At 66.0% G+C, this 19,533-nt stretch carries 19 protein-coding genes; 7 read left to right on the top strand and 12 right to left on the bottom strand.

Going from position 1 to position 19,533, the window contains the following annotated elements; genetic code table 11:
- Positions 1-29: 29 nt before the first annotated feature.
- From RBB42_RS06215 to RBB42_RS06205, 3 genes are read left to right on the top strand one after another with little or no spacing between them, the layout of a single operon-like run.
- A complete protein-coding gene (locus RBB42_RS06215) occupies positions 30-1,010 on the top strand; it encodes an ABC transporter permease (protein ID WP_305968991.1) in 981 nt (326 codons plus the stop codon).
- Entirely contained in the window at positions 1,007-2,509 is a 1,503-nt protein-coding gene (locus tag RBB42_RS06210; RefSeq protein WP_305968992.1) for a sugar ABC transporter ATP-binding protein, read from the top strand. The genes RBB42_RS06215 and RBB42_RS06210 overlap by 4 nt, the downstream gene beginning before the upstream one ends.
- Before the next feature lie 10 nt (positions 2,510-2,519).
- Positions 2,520-3,947, top strand: a complete 1,428-nt coding sequence (locus RBB42_RS06205) for an aldehyde dehydrogenase family protein (protein ID WP_305968993.1) — start codon at positions 2,520-2,522, stop codon at positions 3,945-3,947.
- A 4-nt stretch (positions 3,948-3,951) separates the two neighbouring features.
- Here RBB42_RS06205 and RBB42_RS06200 read toward each other — a convergent pair whose 3' ends face one another.
- The gene (locus RBB42_RS06200; protein WP_305968994.1) at positions 3,952-4,659 is read right to left on the bottom strand and encodes a FadR/GntR family transcriptional regulator; all 708 of its coding nucleotides are present in this window, start codon (positions 4,657-4,659) and stop codon (positions 3,952-3,954) included.
- Positions 4,660-4,841: 182 nt separating this feature from the next.
- Here RBB42_RS06200 and RBB42_RS06195 point away from each other — a divergent pair, with 182 nt between their 5' ends.
- The 3 genes from RBB42_RS06195 to RBB42_RS06185 are packed head-to-tail and all read left to right on the top strand — an operon-like array spanning position 4,842 to position 7,752.
- Positions 4,842-5,957: a mandelate racemase/muconate lactonizing enzyme family protein gene (locus RBB42_RS06195; RefSeq protein WP_305968995.1), complete on the top strand. Its 1,116-nt coding sequence runs from the start codon at positions 4,842-4,844 to the stop codon at positions 5,955-5,957.
- Positions 5,954-6,988, top strand: coding sequence for a zinc-dependent alcohol dehydrogenase (locus RBB42_RS06190; protein ID WP_305968996.1), 1,035 nt, complete (start codon positions 5,954-5,956; stop codon positions 6,986-6,988). Before RBB42_RS06195 ends, RBB42_RS06190 begins: the two co-directional genes overlap by 4 nt.
- Positions 6,985-7,752 (top strand): SDR family oxidoreductase, encoded by a 768-nt coding sequence (locus RBB42_RS06185; protein WP_305968997.1) that lies wholly within the window; start codon positions 6,985-6,987, stop codon positions 7,750-7,752. Before RBB42_RS06190 ends, RBB42_RS06185 begins: the two co-directional genes overlap by 4 nt.
- Before the next feature lie 3 nt (positions 7,753-7,755).
- On the opposite strand, the gene RBB42_RS06180 is transcribed toward RBB42_RS06185, so the two are convergent.
- The 11 genes from RBB42_RS06180 to RBB42_RS06130 are packed head-to-tail and all read right to left on the bottom strand — an operon-like array spanning position 7,756 to position 18,603.
- Positions 7,756-8,592, bottom strand: coding sequence for an amidohydrolase family protein (locus RBB42_RS06180; RefSeq protein WP_305968998.1), 837 nt, complete (start codon positions 8,590-8,592; stop codon positions 7,756-7,758).
- Complete coding sequence (locus RBB42_RS06175; RefSeq protein ID WP_305968999.1) at positions 8,589-9,527, bottom strand: aldo/keto reductase; 939 nt, start codon at positions 9,525-9,527, stop codon at positions 8,589-8,591. The genes RBB42_RS06180 and RBB42_RS06175 overlap by 4 nt, the downstream gene beginning before the upstream one ends.
- Positions 9,524-10,591: an ABC transporter ATP-binding protein gene (locus RBB42_RS06170; RefSeq protein ID WP_305969000.1), complete on the bottom strand. Its 1,068-nt coding sequence runs from the start codon at positions 10,589-10,591 to the stop codon at positions 9,524-9,526. The genes RBB42_RS06175 and RBB42_RS06170 overlap by 4 nt, the downstream gene beginning before the upstream one ends.
- Before the next feature lie 17 nt (positions 10,592-10,608).
- Positions 10,609-11,496: a carbohydrate ABC transporter permease gene (locus tag RBB42_RS06165; RefSeq protein ID WP_305969001.1), complete on the bottom strand. Its 888-nt coding sequence runs from the start codon at positions 11,494-11,496 to the stop codon at positions 10,609-10,611.
- 59 nt (positions 11,497-11,555) lie between these two features.
- Positions 11,556-12,809, bottom strand: a complete 1,254-nt coding sequence (locus tag RBB42_RS06160; RefSeq protein WP_305969002.1) for an ABC transporter substrate-binding protein — start codon at positions 12,807-12,809, stop codon at positions 11,556-11,558.
- Positions 12,810-12,868: 59 nt separating this feature from the next.
- Positions 12,869-13,738, bottom strand: a complete 870-nt coding sequence (locus tag RBB42_RS06155; RefSeq protein WP_305969003.1) for a carbohydrate ABC transporter permease — start codon at positions 13,736-13,738, stop codon at positions 12,869-12,871.
- Position 13,739: 1 nt separating this feature from the next.
- Positions 13,740-14,840: an enolase C-terminal domain-like protein gene (locus RBB42_RS06150; RefSeq protein WP_305969004.1), complete on the bottom strand. Its 1,101-nt coding sequence runs from the start codon at positions 14,838-14,840 to the stop codon at positions 13,740-13,742.
- A gap of 10 nt (positions 14,841-14,850) precedes the next feature.
- Positions 14,851-16,308 carry an aldehyde dehydrogenase family protein gene (locus RBB42_RS06145; RefSeq protein ID WP_305969005.1) on the bottom strand — a complete coding sequence of 486 codons (1,458 nt, stop codon included), beginning with the start codon at positions 16,306-16,308 and terminating at the stop codon, positions 14,851-14,853.
- Positions 16,308-17,129 (bottom strand): HpcH/HpaI aldolase family protein, encoded by an 822-nt coding sequence (locus RBB42_RS06140; RefSeq protein WP_305969006.1) that lies wholly within the window; start codon positions 17,127-17,129, stop codon positions 16,308-16,310. Before RBB42_RS06140 ends, RBB42_RS06145 begins: the two co-directional genes overlap by 1 nt.
- Positions 17,129-17,425: a UxaA family hydrolase gene (locus RBB42_RS06135; RefSeq protein ID WP_305969007.1), complete on the bottom strand. Its 297-nt coding sequence runs from the start codon at positions 17,423-17,425 to the stop codon at positions 17,129-17,131. The genes RBB42_RS06140 and RBB42_RS06135 overlap by 1 nt, the downstream gene beginning before the upstream one ends.
- Positions 17,422-18,603, bottom strand: a complete 1,182-nt coding sequence (locus RBB42_RS06130) for a UxaA family hydrolase (RefSeq protein WP_305969008.1) — start codon at positions 18,601-18,603, stop codon at positions 17,422-17,424. Before RBB42_RS06130 ends, RBB42_RS06135 begins: the two co-directional genes overlap by 4 nt.
- Before the next feature lie 154 nt (positions 18,604-18,757).
- On the opposite strand from RBB42_RS06130, the gene RBB42_RS06125 reads away from it, so the two are divergent.
- Complete coding sequence (locus tag RBB42_RS06125) at positions 18,758-19,471, top strand: GntR family transcriptional regulator (RefSeq protein WP_305969009.1); 714 nt, start codon at positions 18,758-18,760, stop codon at positions 19,469-19,471.
- The last annotated feature ends 62 nt before the right edge of the window (positions 19,472-19,533 follow it).

Genomic DNA, 19,533 nt, shown 5'->3' with positions numbered 1-19,533 from the left:
TGCCGCCCCGAATTTCCGGAAAGAAAGCCATGACCACAACCACGGCCGCAGCGCCTGCGCGCAGGGGCAAGGCGATGGACAGCCTGACCCAGCGCTACCTTGTCCTGATCGGGCTGATCGTGATCGCCTCGGTCGGGTTCGGCATCGCCAACGACAACTTCTATTCGCTTGCCAACATCGGCATCCTGCTGCGCTCGATCGCGGTGCTGTTCCTGGTGTCGATGGGCATGACCTTCATCATGCTGACCGGCGGCATCGACCTCAGCGTCGGGTCGAACGTGGCCTTCGCCGGCGGGGTGGGGGTGATCGCCCTGACCGCCACCGACAGCGCGCTGGTGGGATTTGCCGCCGCCGTCCTGGCGGGCATGGCCATCGGCGCGATCAACGGTGTCTTCATCGGGCGGCTGCGATTGTCGGCCTTCATGGTGACGCTGGCCACCTTCGCGTTGGCGCGCGGTCTGGCGCTGGTGATCTACGACGCGGATTCGATCAACGTGTTCAACGGCGCCTTCCTGTGGCTGGGCGGGCAGAGCTGGGGCAACATGCCGGTCGTGATCCCCTTTGTTGCGCTGGTCTTTGTCGCCTTGTCGGTGCTGCTCTACCGGTCGCCCTTTGGCCGTGACGTCTATGCCGCCGGGTCGAATTTCAACACCGCCTTCGTGCTGGGCCGGATGCCGCAGCGCACGCTGGTCTGGGTCTATGTGCTGTCCGGCGCGCTGGCGGGCCTGTCGGCGATCATCACCGTGGGCCGCGTGTCCTCGGGGCAGCCCTGGACGGGGCTGTACCTTGAATTCGACGCGATCACGGCGGTGATCCTGGGCGGCACATCTCTGTTCGGCGGACGGGGTCGTCTGCTGGGCACGATCCTGGGCGTGCTGCTCTACGGGATCATCATCAACGGGCTCGTTTTGACCGGCACCAACCCCTATTTGCAGAACCTCATCAAGGGCCTGATCCTTCTGGGCGTGGTGCTGCTGGATACGCTCGTGCAGCGGAGGAAGGCGCAATGACCAGACGTCTGGAAATGGCCGGCATCGGCAAGACCTTCTTTGCCACCCGCGCGCTGGACAACGTTGATTTCACCTGTACCGCGGGCGAGGTGCACGCCCTGGTCGGTCTGAACGGGGCCGGGAAATCGACGCTGATGAAGATCCTCGGCGGTGTCTATCAGAAGGATGAGGGGGAGATCCGCATGGACGGGCAGGCGGTCGAGATTGCCGCCCCCGCCGATGCCGCGCGGCACGGGATCGCCATGATCCACCAGGAGCTGTCGCTAATCAACGAGCTGAACGTCGCCGCCAACATCTTTCTGGGGAGCGAGATCCGCCACGCAGGAACGCCCTTCCTGAACAAGGGCGAAATGGCGCGGCAGGTGCGGGCGCAGCTGGACCGGTTCGGACTGAAGCTGGACCCGAACAAGCCCGTGCGAGAGTTGAACTCCGGCGAAAAGCAGATCGTCGAGATCATCCGGGCGCTGATGTCCGATGCCTGGCTGATCGTGATGGACGAACCGACCTCGGCCCTGTCCGAAGAGGACAAGGAGATGCTGTTCGAGTTCATCCGCCGGATGAAGGCCGAGGGCATCGCGATCATCTACATCTCGCACCACATGCCGGAGATTTTCGGCATCGCCGAGCAGGTGACGGTGATGCGCGACGGGGTGATCGTCCTGTCCGAACGCATCCCCGACACGACAGAGGATAAGGTCATCAAGTCGATGACCGGCGCCGAACTGGACCAGTTCGTGAAGCCCCACAAGCAGATCACCGGCAAGGTGGTGCTGTCGGTGGACGAGCTGTCGAGCCCCGGCAACTACGAAGGTGTGACGCTGGACGTGCACGAAGGCGAAATCGTCGTGCTGACGGGCCTGCGCGGCTGCGGTGCGCCGGAACTCGCCAAGGCGATTTTCGGTCTGGATGCCGGGTATAACGGGCAGGTGCGTTACCTTGACCGGGTGCTGAAACCGGGGCGCGGGCCCGCCGTGGCGGTGCGTGAGGGCATGGGCCTTGTGACCGAGAACCGCGACAAGAACGGCATCCTGCCGCCGCTGTCGGTGCGCGACAACATCGCCCTGCCGTTCCTGGAGAAATCCGTGAAGGGCGGGCTGATCGACGGCGCGCGGGTGGACGGGATCGTGGCCAAGGCTATCCGCGACACCTCGACCAAGACATCCTCGCCTGAGCAGGAAATCCGCTTTCTGTCGGGCGGCAACAAGCAAAAGATCTGCTTCTCGCGCTGGCTGGACGAGGATCTGAAGCTGTTGATCCTGCTGGAGCCGACGCGCGGCATCGACGTGCACGCAAAGGCCGACATCTATCGCATCATCGAGGATCTGGCCGAACGCGGCGTCGCCATCCTGATCCTGTCCTATGAAATCGACGAGGTGCTGATGCTGGGCGACCGGGTGCTGACGCTCTTCGAGGGGCGCAAGGTGCAGGAATACGCCTATCCGCATTTCGACAAGGACCGGATGCTGGCCGACATGGCCGGGGCCGGTCACACGACCTGAAGGAACCCCCATGTTCTACAAATGCTTCATCGACAACGAATGGGTCGAGGCGTCGAATGGCGCGCGGCTGGAGGTGACAAACCCCGCCACCGGAGAGGCCTGGGCCGAGGTGCCCGCCTGCACCGGGGCCGAAGTAGAGCGCGCTTTGGAGTCTTCGGCGCGGGCGCAGAAGACCTGGATGATGCTGCCCCCGGTCGAACGGGCCGCCTACCTCTACCGCATCGCAGACGGGATCGAGCGGGAACGTGATCTGTTCGAGGATCTGCTGGTCAAGGAGCAGGGCAAGCCCCGCGCCGAAGCGGCGGGCGAGGTCACGGACACGATCCGCTACATGACCTATTCCGCCGAGGCGGCGCGCCGGCTGCGCGGGGACATATTGCCATCTGACAATCCGCGCGAGCGGCTGTTCATCTACAAGGTGCCCTATGGCGTGACGCTGGGCCTGTGTGCCTACAACTATCCGCTGGCGCTGATCGGGCGCAAGGTCGGCCCGGCGCTGGTCACCGGCAACACCATGATCCTCAAGCCGCATGAGGCGACGCCGGTCACGGCCTCGGTTTTCTGCCGCATCGTCGAGGAGGCGGGTGTGCCTGCCGGTGTCATCAACATGGTCACGGGCACGGGCGCCGAGGTCGGCGCGCCGCTGGTCGAAAGCCCGATCGTGCGGATGATCACCCTGACGGGATCGATCCGGGCGGGGCAGGCGATTGCGCGGGCCTCTGCGCAGAACATCACGGCGCTGTCGCTGGAACTGGGCGGCTCTGCGCCCTTCATCGTGCTGAAGGACGCCGACCTCGACAAGGCGGCGGCGGCCTGTGCGACGGCGCGTTTCGCCAACGCCGGACAGGTCTGCATCTGTTCGGAATCGGTGCTGGTCGAAGAGGCGGTGGCCGATGCCTTTACCGTAAAGCTGCTGGACCACGCGGCCAAGGTGCGGGTCGGTGACCCGGCCACCAATGGCGGCATGGGGCCGATCACCACCGCCGACGCCTTGGCGCGAGTGGAACGGATCGTGGCCGAGTCCGTCGAAGGCGGTGCCAAGGTGGCGCTTGGCGGCAAGCGGCCCGAGGGGATGGAAGGCGGCAACTGGTACGAACCGACCGTGCTGACCGGCGCCACGCCCGACACGGCGGCGGTGCGCGAAGAGATATTCGGCCCGGTGCTGCCTGTGGTGCCCGTGGCGGACTATGAAGAGGCGCTTGCCGTTGCCAATGCCCGCCCGGACGGATTGTCCGCCTATTTGTGGACGCAGAATCCAAGCGTCTACATGGACGCGATCCAGCGGCTGGAGACCGGGACGATCTTTCTGAACTCGGGGATCACGGGGCTGGTGCAGGGCTATCACAACGGCCACAAGCTGTCCGGCCTTGGCGGCGAGGACGGGATGCACGGGATCGAGGGCTACCTGCAGAAGCGGACGGTGTACCAGGCCTTCTGACGGTTCAGACGTCGCCGAAGGTTTCGCGGACCTGTGCCCATGCGGTGGCGAGATGGTCGCGCAGGTGGGTTTCCGCGGTGTCGGGATCGCGCATGAGGATGGCGTCGTAGATGGCCTTGTGGGCGTCGAAGTTGGTGCGGTTTCGGTCGGGCAGGCGGGGCATCTGCGACCATTGCGGCGCCAGCCAGGTGGTATAGGCGCGGTGGATGGCGGGCAGGACGGGGTTTTGCGGGATCTGGTACAGCACGCCGTGAAAGGCGTTGTCGGTGCGGTAGAAGGCCTCGCTGTCGAGGATCGAGGCGCCATTGGCCTCCAGCGCCTCGGTCAGCGCGGCGATGTCTTCCTTGCTGGCCTCCTTGGCGGCCTGCCGGACCAGCGACGCTTCGACCATGATGCGGGTGTCGAAGAGGTTCTTGACCCCGCCGGGTTCGCCCAGCAGGTGGGTGACGATGCTGCCCACCGCGTCGATGGCCGAGTCGAAGCCCGGCTTGCGCACCACCGGGCGGTGGCGCGGCAGCGCCTCGATCAGCCCGCGCGAGGACAGGGTGCGCACCGCCTCGCGCACCACCGTGCGCGAGATGCCGAAGGCCTCCATCAGGTCGCGTTCGGGCGGCAGCGGCTGGCCGTCGGCCAGTTCGCCCGAGCGAATCTGATCGGCGATGCTGCGCACCACCTGGTCCGCTGCGCGGCCTGTTTCGTCCTGTCGTGGCATGTTGCGATCCGCCTTTTGGTCCGGCCTTTTGGCCCGTGCAATTGGACCAAAGGGCGCGCAGAAGTCAATTTCGAGTATTTTGGTACGACTAAAAATGGAATTTGGCGATATATTATTGACATAACCGCCGGATTGCCAGCATAAGCCCTTAACCTGGTACGATCAAAATAGAAGGCGCCCCGATGTCCGACCCTGACCCTGCCTCTCGTATCGTCCGCGTGGACGTACGTCTGTTCGATGTGCCGCTGGCCGAAGTGCTGACCGATGCCAAGCACGGGGACCATACGCATTTCGAGCTGATCACCGCGACCGTCACGCTGGAGGACGGCAGCACGGGCACCGGGTACAGTTATACCGGCGGCAAGGGCGGGCGCGCGATTGCCGCCATGATCGAACATGACCTTGCGCCCTTTTTGCTGGGCAAAGAGGCGGGGGACGTCGAGGCGCTGTACGACGCGATGCAATGGCACGTGCACTACGTGGCCCGGGGCGGCGTGGCGTCATTCGCGATTTCGGCGGTGGATATCGCCCTGTGGGATTTGCGCGGCAAGCGTACGGGCCAGTCGCTGTGGCAGATGGCGGGCGGGGCGGGCGACCGCTGCCGGGCCTACGCCGGGGGGATCGACCTGAACTTTCCGCTGCCGAAACTGCTGGACAGCATCCGCGGTTACCTGGACCGTGGCTTCGACGCGGTGAAGATCAAGGTGGGTCAGCCCACGCTGGCCGAGGACGTGGCCCGGGTGAAGGCGGTGCGCGAGTTGATCGGCCCTGACGTGACCTTCATGGTCGATGCGAATTATTCCATGTCCGAGGATCAGGCGATCGAGGCCGCGCGCGCCTTTGCGCCCCATGACATCACCTGGTTCGAGGAACCGATCATCCCCGACAGCTACAAGGGCTATGGCCGGATCGCCGAGGCGACGGGGGTGCCCCTGGCCATGGGGGAAAACCTGCACACGTTCCATGAATTCGAATACGCGGTCGAGGATTCCCGGCTGAGTTATCTTCAACCCGATGCCTCGAACTGCGGCGGGATCACCGGTTGGTTGCAGGTGGCCGCGCTTGGCCGGCAGCACGGAATAACCGTGTGCAGCCACGGGATGCAGGAACTGCACGTCAGCCTTGTGTCCGGGCAGGGGCAGGGCTGGATCGAGGTGCATTCCTTCCCCATCGACACCTACACGACCCGTCCCTTGGTGGTCGAGGATCACATGGCGGTGGCGCCGGATACGCCGGGCACCGGCGTGATCTTCGACTGGGACAGATTGCAAGCAGCCCATGAGGAGATGCACGAATGACCAAGATCGACGCCGCCTTTTACCGCGGCAACCGCACCTTTACCGTCGAGCAGGCCGAGGCGCCTGCCCCCGGCGCGGGCGAAGTGCAGTTGCGCATCGCCTATTGCGGCATCTGCGGTACGGACATGCATGTGTTTCACGGCAACATGGACGCGCGCGTGGGCCTGAACCGGATCGTCGGGCATGAAATGTCGGCCGTGGTCGAGGCGGTGGGCGAGGGCGTGACCAATGTCTCGCCGGGTCAGAACGTGGTGGTGCGCCCGCTGGATCCCTGCGGGGATTGCCCCGCCTGCAAGCGCGGGCATGGTCACATCTGCCATAACCAGAAATTCCTGGGCCTGGATACCGATGGCGCCATGCAGGAGCTGTGGAATGCTCCCGCGCATACGCTGCACGTTCTACCAGAGGGGATGCGCCTGGATCACGCTGCGCTGATCGAGCCGGTGGCCGTGGCCTGCCATGACGTGCGCATGGCCGCGGTTCAGCCGGGCGAGGACGTGGTGGTGATCGGCGGCGGCCCCATCGGTGTGCTGGTGGCCATGGTCGCGTGCGAGGCGGGCGGCAATGTCGTCCTGTCCGAGGTCAACGAGACCCGGCTGGAGATCGCGCGCAAGCTGGGGTTCGACACGGTGAACCCGGCCAAGGAAGACCTGAAGGCGGTGATCGAGGCGCGCACCGGCACCAAGGGCGCCGACGTGGTGTTCGAGGTCTCGGGCAGCCAGCCCGGCGTGGATGCGATGACGGCGGTTGCGGCGACACGCGCGCGGATCGTCATGGTGGCGATCCATGCCAAGAAACCGCAGGTCGACATGTTCCAGTTCTTCTGGCGCGAGTTGAACCTGATCGGCGCGCGGGTGTACGAAGCCGAAGACTATGACAAGGCCATCGCGCTGGTGGCCGAGGGCAAGATCGACGCCGAAACGGTGATCACCGATGTCAGCCCGCTGGCCGAGATCCAGCAGGCGTTTGAATCGCTCGACGCCAGCCCGACAGCCCTGAAGAGCCTCATCAAGGTGGGAGACCCTGCATGACCGTCCTTTCCAGTTTCGACCTTTCCGGGAAGACCGCCGTCGTCACCGGCGCCAAGCGCGGCATCGGCCGCGGCATGGCCGAGGCGCTGGCCCAGGCGGGCGCGGATATCGTGGGCGTCAGCGCGTCCTTGCAGCCGGGATCGGATGTGGAACAGGCGGTGACGGCACTGGGGCGCAAGTTCACGCCCTACCAGTGCGATTTCTCCGACCGCGCGGCGGTCACGGCGCTGGCTGCGCAGTTGGAGGCGGATGGCGTCGCGCCCGACATCCTGATCAACAACGCCGGCACCATCAAGCGCAAGCCCGCGGCCGAGCATCCCGACGACTGGTGGGACGAGGTGATCGAGGTCAACCTGTCCGCGCAGTTTGTCCTGTCGCGCGAGATCGGGCGCGGCATGGTCGAACGGGGCCGGGGCAAGATCATCTTCACCGCCTCGTTGCTGACCTTCCAGGGCGGGATCACCGTGCCGGGTTATGCCGCGTCCAAGGGCGGGATCGGCCAGCTGACCAAGGCGCTGGCCAATGAATGGGCGGGCAAGGGTGTGAACGTGAACGCCATCGCGCCGGGCTATATCGCCACCGACAACACCCAGGCGTTGCAGGACAATCCGGACCGGTCCGAGGCGATCCTTGAGCGTATTCCGCAGGGCCGTTGGGGCACGCCACAGGATTTCGCCGGACCGGCGGTGTTCCTGTCGTCGGCGGCCTCCGACTATGTGAACGGCGAGATCCTCGTGGTCGATGGCGGCTGGATGGGACGCTAAGCCTCAGTAAAGGCGCGCGGTGTTGTCGTGATAGAGGGCGTCCCGGTCCGGGGCGCCCAAGTTCATCTTGTCGAGCGTTTCATCCAGCAGGACGCGCCAGTGGCGGGGGCTGGCAAGGGCCGTGGCGACGGGCCAATTGCTGGCGTACATCAGGCGATCGGTGCCGAAGAGGGCCAGCATCGCGGCGACATGGCTTTGCGTCATGTCGGTGTCTGTTGGCGCGTCGCCGGTCAGCGGCAGGCCCGAGAGTTTGACGTGGATATTGGGCAGGCGGGCAAGGTCCGCCATCGTTTGCCGCCAGCTGTCATAGCTGTCCGGCGAACCGTCGGGCAGGCCGAAATGGGCCAGGACAACCGGCAGGTCGGGGAAGGCGCGGGCGAGGTCGGCAACGGCGCCGAACAGCGGTTGCGGGGCGAGGATCTCGACCAGGTGACCGCCGGTTTGCAGCGCGCCACAGATGGTTTGCGCGCCGTCGCTGCGCAGGTAGCCTTCGGGGCCGGCATCCAGCATGGGCGTGAAGCGCACGCCGCGAAACGCCGGGTCTCTGGCCTGAAGGGCCAGTTGCGCCGCGCAGTCCGGATCGCGCAGGTCGACCCAGCCGACGACAGAGCGAAAGATCTCGTGCTGCCGGCAAAGGTCTAGGCAGTAATGCACGTGTTTCACGGTGGCCGGGCCGTGGACCAGCACCGCGCTCTCGGCGCGCGTCTCGGCCAGGACCGGGACCAGGTCGGCGGGCAAGAAGGCCTTGCCCGTCAGCACCGGGAACTGCTTTTCGGCGATGAAGGTTTCGCCCCGCGTGCGGTCCCAGATGTGGACATGGGCGTCGATGGCTGTGGTCATTGTGCTGGGCTCGTCGGGTTGGGGATGTTCAGCCGCTCCAGCGCGGGCCAGAGTGTGTCGGGCACCGGGGCGGAGAGGTCTTCGAGGTTGGAGCGCAGGCCGCCCGGATGGATCAGGCCCAGCACCAGCCGCGTGACCGCCGGATGGGCGGCGGCATAGTGCAGCGCGGCCCGTTTCAGGGCCACGCCTTCGGCCAGGCAGGCGGTCTGGATGGCGCGCACCCGGTCACGCAGCGCAGCATCGGGCGGTTGGTAGTCAAAGCGCGTGACCTCGACATCCGGGCCGGTGGCGAGGATGCCAGAGTTGAAGGGCGCGGCCAATTCCACCTGCACCCCGCGCGACAGGCAGAGCGGGAACAGCGTGTCGGCCGCGCTTTGATCCAGCAGGGTAAAGCGGCCGGCGACCATCAGCACGTCCAGATCGGTTTCGCGCAGCAGGGCGGCGTGGCTTGCGGCGACATTGCTGCCGCAACCGATGGCACGGATGACGCCCTGCGATTTCAACTCTGCCAGCGCGGGCAGGGCGCCGGTCAGCGCGTCGTCTAGATGCGCGTCGCAATCATGGACAAAGACGATATCGAGGTGATCGGTGCCCAGCAGGTGCAGGCTGTGGTCGACGGATTGCAGCGTGGCCTCGCGCGTGTAGTCGTGCCAGTCGCCGGGGTTGTCCTTGGGGTTGACCACCGTGGCGGCATAGTCGCGGTAGCGCCCGACCTTGGAGGAGAGGACATGGTCGCCGCGCGGGCGCCCGCGCAGCAACCGGCCCAGCCGTTCCTCGGACAGCCGCCCGCCGTAAAGCGGCGCGGTGTCGAAACGGCGGATCCCCATGTCCCAGGCGGCTGTGAACATCTCCTCAGCCTCGGCGTCCGTTATGGGCGCCGTGTTGGTGGTGCCCAACAGGCCAAAGCCCAGCCCGACCGGTTTCACGGGGGTCATCGGATGCGGTGCCCGGTTTCGGCGTCGAAGAAGAAGGCGTGGGCCATGTCGAAGGCCAGCGTCTGCGCCGTGCCCTCGTCCAGCTCTACCCGGCCGCCGGTCTTGCCGATCAGTTCGTGCGGACCGGCGCGGAAATGCACCAGCTTCTCGGTGCCCAACTGCTCGATCAGGTCGACCGGCAGGCTGGCGGTTACGCCGTTCGGCAGGTCCGCCGCCGGGCGGATGTCGTCGGGGCGGATGCCGAAGGTGACGCGATCGCCGGGCCGCAGGCCATCGGGCGTGGTGCAGGCGAGATCCGTGTCGCCCAGCCGCAGCCCCGTCGGTGTCACCGTGCAGTCGATCAGGTTCATCGGCGGGCTGCCCATGAAACCGGCGACAAAGACGGTTTCGGGATCGTGGAACACCGCGTCGGGCGTGCCCTGCTGTTCGATCCGCCCGTCGCGCATGATGACGATCCGGTCGGCCAGGGTCATGGCCTCGACCTGGTCATGGGTGACGTAGATGATGGTGTTTTCCAGCCGCTGGTGCAGGCGCTTGATTTCCGCGCGCATCTGGCCGCGCAGCTTGGCGTCGAGGTTGGACAGCGGCTCGTCGAAGAGGAACACCTCTGGATCGCGCACGATGGCGCGGCCCATGGCGACGCGCTGGCGCTGACCGCCCGACAGGGCCGCGGGCTTGCGGTCCAAGAGCGGGGTGAGTTCCAGGATCTCGGCCACTTCGTTCACGCGGCGGTCTATCTCGGCCTTGGGCATCTTGGACAGTTTCAGCGAGAACGCCATGTTCCCCCGGACCGTCTTGGCCGGGTAGAGCGCGTAGTTCTGGAACACCATCGCGATGCCGCGATCCTTGGGGCGCAGCCCGTTCACGACGCGGTCGCCGATGGCGATCTCTCCGCCGCTGATGGTTTCAAGACCGGCGACCATGCGCAGGGTGGTGGACTTGCCGCAGCCCGAGGGGCCGACCAGCACGCAGAACTCTCCCGGCTGGATCGAGATGTCGATCCCGTGCAGCGCCTGGTGGCTGCCGTACATCTTGACGAGGTTTGAGATTTCGATGCGGGACATAGGGAAACTCCGGGGCGTTACAGGCGCCGCGCTTCGTTGCGCAGGTAGAGCACGGTGAAGGCTGCCGAGATGATGAGGATGGAGACGGCGACGGTGGCCGCCTGGGCAAATTCGAAGTCGACGAAGGCAAGGCGGAAGGTCAGCGTGGACAGCACCTCTGTCGCGCGGCCGGGGCCGCCGCCGGTGGTCAGCCAGACCAGCGGGAACAACTGGAAGGTCCAGATCAGGTCCAGAAGCGCCACGCCGAAGATCACCGGTTTCAGCTGGGGCAGGGTGACGTGCCAGAACTTGTGCCAGAACCCGGCGCCGTCGATGTCGGCGGCCTCGTAGAGTTCGCGCGGGACGGTCTGCAAGCCGGACAGGAAGCTGACCATGATGAAGGGATAGCCGCGCCAGGTCGAGATCAGCAGCAGCGACCACATCGCCAGGTCGGGATTGCCCAGCCAGTCCAGCGGTTCGGAGATCAGGCCGAGCCAGTCGAGGATGTAGTTGATCAGGCCGAAGGGGTTCAGCAGAAGCTGCCAGTTCAGCGCCACGACCACGGCGGTAAAGATCCACGGCAGCACCAGCATCGAGCGAAAGAAGGTGCGCGCGCGGGGGTGGATGTCGGCGTTGACCAGCAGCGCCAGCCCGATGCCGACGATCATGTGGCCAACGACAGAGCCGACGGTAAAGACGATCGTGTTGAACCCGGCGCTCCAGTATCCCGGATCGCCCAGGATGTTGCGATAGTTGTCGAGCCCCACGAAGGTCGGGTTCCGCTCGACGATCACGTTGTCGTACAGCGAATATTCCACGACCTTGTACAGCGGCACCGACAACAGCGCGCCGAGGATCACCAGCCCCGGCAGCAGGAACAGGTAGGGCGTGCCGGAAGCGGTCAGCAGGCGGAACGGTCTGGTCACGGTTTTTTCCTTGTCAGCAGGGCGGGGCGGGCACCAAAAGGGGCGCCCGCCCGGCGGGCTTACTTGATCTGGTCCATCCAGCGCGCCTGGACGGCGGCGGCGGCCTCGGCGGCGGTCTGGTCGCCGCGCAGCAGGGATTGCAGTTCCTCTGTCATCAGGGACCAGCTGGCCACGGCCTTGGGCGACTGGCGCATTTCCTCGACGGGGGTGTCGCCGGACAGGATGTCCATCTGCTTGATCAGCGTGTCATCCGCGCCCTCGCGCACCGCATCCAGCGCGGCGAGGTTGCCGGGCAGGGCGTTCGACGCCTTGGCCACGCGGGCGTTGACCTCGGGCGAGAGCAGGTAGTTCACGAATGTCCAGGCGGCCTCCTTGTTGCGGCTGTCGGCGGAGATGCCGATTTCCCAGCCGTGCACGCGATACGCATTGGTGCCATTGGTGGGCACGCGGACCAGCGTGTAGTCCATGTCCGGGTTGCGCCCGGTGATCGCACTGGAATGCACACCGGGAGAGATCAGGAAGCCGGTGCGTCCTGCGATGAATTCCTCAAGGTCGACACCGCCGGTGCGCGAGGCCGCGCCGGGGGCAATGGCGCCCGCCTCGTTCAGCGTCTTGATGAATTCCATCGTCTCGACAACCTTGGCATTGTCGAAGTTTGGCGTGGTGCCATCCATGATCCGCCCACCGTTGGAATAGAGCAGTGGCAGGAAGGTCAGGATCGGGCCGTTCGAGGGCGGCTGAGAGCTGAACGGCAGGCCGAGGCCGGAAATCCCGTCCTCCAGCGCGGCGATCGCGGCGGCCTGTTCGCTCAGTTCTTCCCAGTTGGTGGGCGGTGCGTCGAAACCGGCCCGTTTCACAAGGTCCATGTTGACGTGCATGACAAAGGGGAAGGCATTCAGCGGCACCATCCAGGTCTTGCCGTCGATCTTGCCGATCGGCGCCTCGACCAGGTCGGAGGTGGCAAAGCTGTTGTCATCGCGGGCGAGGTAGTCGTCCAGCGGCTCAAGGATGCCGATATCGAGGAATTCGGTGGTCCAGGGCATGTTCAGGCCCAGCACGTCAGAGCCCACGCCGATGGCATTGTCGGTCACGATGCTTTCGCGGACCTTGCCGAAGGGCTGTGTGACCAGCTTGACCGTGATGTCTGGGTGCTGTGCCTCGAAATCCTCGACCAGCTGGTCATAGAACCCGGTGGGATCCTCGGCGGCGAACCACTGCAGCCATTCGATCTCGGCGGCGGGCAGGCTGGCGGGCAGCAACGTGGCGACCGAGGTGGCGGCGGCCAGCGCCCATTTGGGCAGGTGTCGTTTCATGGTCTTTCTCCTCCTCTGCGGAAATCCGGGGCCTGTTCCGGCCCCGTGTTGCGGGCGGGTCAGCCCTTGACGCCCCCGGCGGCGAGGCCGCTGACGACAAACCTTTGGACAAGCATGAACAGGATCAGCACGGGCAGGGATCCGATCACCGAAAAGGCCATCATCTCGTCCCACTTGAGGCCGAACTCGCCCACCATCATGGAAATCCCCACCGGCACGGTGCGCATGTCCATCGACCGGGTGAGGGCGAGGGCGAACAGGAACTCGTTCCAGGCCAGCAGGAAGGTGTAGACCGCGGTCGAGATGATGCCGGGCAGCGCCACCGGGAGCAGCACGCGGACCAGCACGCCTAGGGGCGTACAGCCGTCGATGGTGGCGGCCTCGTCGAAATCCTTGGGGATCGTGTCGAGATAGCCGTTCATCATGATGATGGAATAGGGCAGGGCAAAGGTCAGGTAGGTCAGCACCAGACCCCAGAGCGTGTCATAGAGCCCCAGAAAGACGATCACGCCGAAATAGGGGATCAGCAGGGTGATCGTCGGCACCATCTGGGTGGTGATGACGAACAGCTTGGCCACCCGGTCGCCGAAGAACCGGTAGCGGGAAAAGCCGAAGGCGGCCAGGGTGCCGATGATCAGCGACAGGAAGGTGACGGCCAGCCCGACAACGTAGCTGTTGATCAGGAAGGTGCGGAACTTCGGATCGGTCAGCACCTTGGCATAGCCGCCCCAGTGGAATTCCTCGGGGATCAGGCGCGGCGGCAGCGAGAAGGTCTCTGTCGTCGGTTTCAGGGAAACCGAGATCATCCAGAGCACGGGGAAGACCATGACGAAGGTCACCAGCGCAAGGAGCGCGTAGATCGAGGCCTGCCGCCAGCGGCGCTGGCGTTCCTCGTCGACCGTGGTGCGGGGAAGGGCCGTATCTGCCATGTCAGAGCACCTTCAACGTGGCGTTGTCGATGAAATCCCAGTCCAACCCAATGCCAAGGCCCGGCGCCTGCGGCAGGTGGGCCTGGCCGTCGCGGATGTCGATGGGATCCTTCAGGCCGATGGCAAAGAGGTGTTCGGGGACCAGCACCTCGAAGAATTCGTTGTTGCGGATGGCGGCCGCGCAATGCAGGTTCACCAGCTCCAGCGGGTGATAGATCGCGGTGTGGATCTCGCAGTTCATGCCATGCGCTTCGGCGAGGTGCGCGGTTTTCATCAGCCCGGTGATCCCGCCCGACCAGGACGCATCGCCGCGCACGATGTCGATGGCCCGCGAGGCCACCAGCTCGGCCACGCCGGCGGGGTGGTTTTCCGCCGTTTCGCCGCCGACGATCGGGATTTTCAGAGTGTCGCGTAGCGAGCGCAGAGAGCCGTGGCATTCGTCGAACATCGGCTCTTCGAGCCAGTAGTAGTTCAGCTCTTCCAGCATCCGGCCAAAGTGGATGTTCTGCTGGAAGTTGAAGTTGTTGACCGGGTCACTCATCAGGCGGAAATCCGGGCCGACGGCCTCGCGGCAGGCGCGGTGCGCCTCGAACGCGATGTCCAGATCGGCGGGGGGGTGCAGTTTGTAGGCGGCCCAGCCGCGCGCCTGCAGGTCCTTGGCCTCTTCGGCATAGGCCTCTGCCGTGGGCAGGGTCAGGGACGAGCCGTAGATCGGCACGCTGTCGCGCACCGCGCCGAGGTGTTTGTAGAGCGGCAGGCCGGCGGCGGTGGCCTGCACAAGGTGGCAGGCAATGTCATAGGGCGCATAGGCATAGCCGGGGGTAAAGTTCCACGCCCGGTTGAAGCGGCGGTAATCGTGCCAGTGCTGTTCGCGGTAATCCGGGTCACGCCCCAGGAAGAACGGTCGCAGCAGTTCCGCCGACACCGCCCCCATCGCCAGCGCGCTGCGTCCGGCAAAGCCGAAGGTTTCCACGCTCAGCCCCTCGTCCGTGTCGAACCGCATGGCGAGGAATTCAAAGTCGATCGGCTTGCCGTCTTTCAGCTTGTAGGCCTGTTCCGGCTCATGGCGGCAGGCGCGGATCTCGATATTCGTGAACTTCATGTCTGCTCCTTCAGCCGGCGGTGTAGGCGGCGTGTTCGGTCGTGTAGAAATCAAGGGTGGAGGGGCCGACGGACCCGGTGCCCAGCCCGCTGTCGCGGATGCCGACAAAGGGCATGTTGTCGTCGGGCGCGGTGCCGTGGTTGACGTGGATCATGCCGGTCTGCAGCTCGCGCAGGGCGCGGTTGGCGAAATCGAGGCGGTCGGTGAAGATCGCGCTGGTCAACCCGTAGGCGGTGGCATTGGCCAGGCGCAGCGCCTCATCGTCGGTGTGGTAGCGGCAGACGGTCAGGACGGGGCCGAATATCTCGTCCCGGTTGGCGGGGTTCCGCGGGTCGTCCGTAGCCAGCAGAGTGGGCGCAAAGAACATCCCGTCCGGCGCGGTCTCAGGCTTTAGCCGTTGCCCGCCGGTCAGCACCTCAGCGCCGTCCAGTTCGGCGGCGCGCACAAGGTGGATGATCCGGTCCAGCTGCGGCTGCGTGGTGATCGGGCCAAGGGTCGTGCCCTCTGCCCGGCCCGGTCCCGGTTGCAGGGCGTTCAGGCGTTGGACCAGCCCCTTGCAGGCGGCGTCATAAATGGTGTCATGCAGGATCACGCGGCTGATCGCCGTGCAGCGCTGGCCCGCGCATTGCATCGCGGCGCCGGTGATCGCGTCCAACGCGGCATCCAGATCGGCCACGTCATCGACGATGGCGGCGTTCTTGCCACCCAGTTCCAGCGAGACGGGCACGAGGTTGCCGCCCGCCACCGCGCCGATCTTGCGGCCCGTGGCGACAGAGCCGGTAAAGGAGATGGCGTCGATTTCAGACGCGGCGGTCAGCGCGGCGGCGATCTCGCCCGCGCCATTCACCAGTGTCAGCGTGCCTTCGGGCAGGATGCCCTCTGCCGCGCGCACCAGGCGCATGGCGGCGGCGGGCGTGTATTCGGACGGTTTCAGCACAACGGCATTGCCGGTGGCCAACGCGGGCACCAACTTGCGCAGTGGGGTCAGCACGGGGAAGTTCCAAGGCGTGATCGCCAGAACCACGCCGCGCGGACGGCGCAGGATGGTGTTGGTCCAACCGGGTGCGCGTCCCGGCAGGGTCTGGCCGCCGTGCTGCCGGGCAAAGCCCAGCATCTGGTGGGCCTCGCGCAGGGATTTGCCGATTTCGGCCTTGGATTCACCCAGCGGCTTGCCTTGTTCGTCGGTCATCTCCCCGGCCAGCGCGTCCGCCTCTGCCTCGATCCTCTGGAACCAGGTCTCGAGCAGGTCGCAGCGGCGGTTGACCGGCAGGGCGGACCAGTCGGCAAAGCCCTGTCGCGCGGTGTCCAGGATGCGCGCGGCATCCGCCGGGGTGGCCAGCGCATAGCGCGCGACGGGCCGCTTGCGGTCGGCGGGATCGACGGTTTCAAAGCTGTCGGCGGCGGACCAGTCGCCGGGCGCGGGCAGGGTGGGCGGACAGGTCTCTGTCACGGTAGTGTCGAGGGTCATCAGGCGGTTTCCTTGTCGGCTTGCGTCTGCTGGCGGGCCATGTCGGTGACGATCGCCGTGGCCCCGGCGCGCAGCATGGTCTGGTCCGATCCGGCGGGCACGACCTGCGCGCCCGAGGCGAACAGCCCCGCCACGTCCAGACCGGGGAGCGGAATGGGCAGCGCGCCAAAGACCTTGCCCGCGCCCAATGTCTGTGCTTGCACCTGGTCAAAGACCTGGCGGAACTCCGGGGTTTCGAACTGGCGAAAAAGGCCCATCGAGGCGCTGAGGTCATTCGGCCCGACAAAGACGCCGTCCAGCCGGGGCAGGGACAGGATCTGCGGCAGGTTGGACACCGACTCGGGCGATTCCACCTGCACCAGCATGGTCAATGCATCGTTGGCCTGTTCGTAATAGGCGGCCGGTTCATAGCCCCAGTCGGCGGCGGCGATGGCGCCCACGGCCACCCCGCGCCGTCCTTCTGTCGGAAACAGCGCGGCGTCGAGGATGCTGCTCGCCTGATCGGCATGGTCCACCTGCGGCACCAGCAGGCAGTTGGCGCCGATGTCGAGAATGCGCTTTATGCTGCCCGCGTCGTGATCGGGCAGGCGGACCATGACGGCGGTGTCGAAACCGGCCAGCGCCTGTACCTGCGCAGCCAGACCCTCGATCCCGCCGCGCCCGTGTTCGAGGTCGATCAGGATGTAATCCAGCCCGGCGCGCGCCATCAGGCAGGTGACTTCGGGCGAACCGAGCGTGGACCAGGCGCCGCTGACCTTTTGGCCGGTTTGCAGTTTGCGGCGAAAGGCGCGGCCTTTTTCCAGAATGGGCAACGGTGGCATCAGGCGGTTTCCTTCTCTGTCCGGGCGGGTCGGGCGCGCAGCGAGCGCAGGTTGTGCACATGCACATGCGCGCCTGTGTTGATGTCTTCGGTGGTGATGCCGATGACGATGCCGCCGCGCCGGACCCGGTGTCCCTTGGGCAGGGGGCGCAGGGCGATCTTGTGGTATTGCGGCAGGTCGCCAGTGGCGGTCAGGGGCGTGCTGTCGGGCAGCACGCGCAGGGCATCGCCCGCGCTAACCGGGGCCAGGACATTGGCCACGTCGTCGCCCTCGCGCAGGCACAGCGCATTGGTCATAGGGCCTCTCCGTATCGGCTGATGACTTCGTTTCCTTCGCCCGTGACCTCTGCCCAGGTGAGCGCGCCGTTGACGGTTGCGATCAGCTCGGACAGCAGGGCATCGGCAAGGGTGTCGGCATCGCCGCCGTCCATCAGGGCCGAGGCGTCGAAATCGATCTGGGCGGGCAGGGCGGCGACCGTCCCGGCATTGGCCGAGATCTTGATCGTGGGGCAAAGCGCGCTGGCATAGCTGTTGCCGCTGCCGGTAGAGAACAGCGCCACCTGCGCGCCCGCCGCGATCAGCCCGGTCAGGGATTCGGGCGTATAGCTGGCCCCGTCCATCAGCCACAGGCCGGGATGGGTGGGGGCCTGCGCGTAGTCCAGCACGCCCTCGACCGGATGGCGGCCCGATTTCGCGGCAGAGCCAGAGGCCTTTTCCTCGATCGTGGTCAGGCCTTCCTCGATGTTGCGGCGGTTGGGGTTGATCCCGGCCAGGTCGATGCCGTTGGCCACGGCCAGCGCCTCGCGCCGCGTGACGGCCTGTTCGATCCGGTTGGCGATGTCGGGGGTGCGGGCCCGGGCGGCCAGTTGATCCTCGACTCCCAGCCATTCCAGCGTCTCGCCCATGATGACTGTCCCGCCGGAGTCGATGACACGGTCGGCGACATGGCCGATCAGCGGGTTGGCGGCTATGCCGGAGGTCGGGTCGGACAGGCCGCATTGCAGCGCCACGACGAGATCGCTCATCGCGGCATAGTGGCGTTCCCGTCGGGAGGCGGCGTGGCGCAACCGCGCGCCCGCCTCGATGCCCAGAGCGGTCAGGCGGAGGGCGTCATGTGCCACATCGTCAAAGGCATAGGCCTCGTAGGGGGTGGGTGTCTCGTCCAGCCGGGCGGTGATCTCTTCCAGCCGCGACCGGTCCGCGCTGATCACCAGAACGGCGCCGGCGTTGGGATGTGTGGCCAGCCCGGCCAGGGCGCGGCGGGCGGCATCGGCATCGGCGCCGACGACGCCCATGCCATAGGGATATGAGGCAAAGACCGCGCCAGGCAGGGCGGCGGCGATGCGGCGGGCGATCTGTTCGGTCAGGCCGGTGGCGTTCAGCACCAACAGGTGATTGCGACTGCCCAGCCGACGACCGGCACCGCCAAAGCCCTTGAAAAGGGGGCCGTTCTGCGAGGTTGCGGGGCGGATCATGGGCGGTCTTCCGAGCTTGATTTTTCTAACGTTTCAACTGAGCGCTCAGATAAGCGCTGAATTGAGACTTTTCATATTCGCCGCTTTCCGTCAATATGGTCGGACAAGAATTTCACGCACGCGACCCTGCGCGCTGCCACAGCGGGAACACCAGATGACCGAACAGATGACGCCCGACAGCCCTGACCGGGCAGAGGTTTCGACCGAAGAGGAAAGCGGCGGCAGCCTGCGTCAGGAGGCCTATGAGCAGATCATCTCTGCCCTGATGACGCGGCAGCTGCGCACCGGGCGGCTGATCAGCCAGCGCGAGATCGCCCGGACCACGGGATGCAGCCTCTCGTCGATTCGCGAGGCGCTGAAATGGCTGGAGGCGGAAAACATCGTGCGGCTGATCCCCAAGCGCGGGGTCGAATTCCACGAGGTCACGCACAAGGAGGTGGCCGAATCCTACGAGTTGCGGATGATGATCGAGCTGAAGGCCATCCACGCCTTCGCGCGCAAGGTCGACCCGGCAGAGATCGCCCGCTTTCAGGAAGAGACACTCGCCCTGATCGAGGAGCAGCGGCAGCGGGTGACCGGGCCGGATCACACAGTGCGGCGTATCGAGACCGACCATTCGCTGCACCGCGAAATCGTCGCCGCGCTTGGCAACGACCTGATCTCCGAGGTGCACCGCCGCAACGAGACGATCATGCTGCTGGCGCGGCTGAACCTGCCACAGAGCCTTTTGGAAACCGGCCCGGCGCTGGATGAGCACATGACGATCCTGGACCGGCTGGCCGAGGGGGACGCAGCCGGGGCGGCAGAGGCGCTGGAGCAGCACCTGGCCAGCGCGCGGGACCGGGCCCTGCAATCGCTGGTGATCTGACGATCACCTTTGCGGGACGCGCGTTGACAAGGCGGGTGGGCAGGCCAGATACTACTGGGTAG

The organism is Mameliella sp. MMSF_3455, from assembly GCF_030733205.1.
Lineage (GTDB): Bacteria > Pseudomonadota > Alphaproteobacteria > Rhodobacterales > Rhodobacteraceae > Antarctobacter.
The sequence above is the reverse complement of the archived record's forward strand: the minus strand, read 5'-3'. Positions and strand labels throughout refer to the sequence as shown.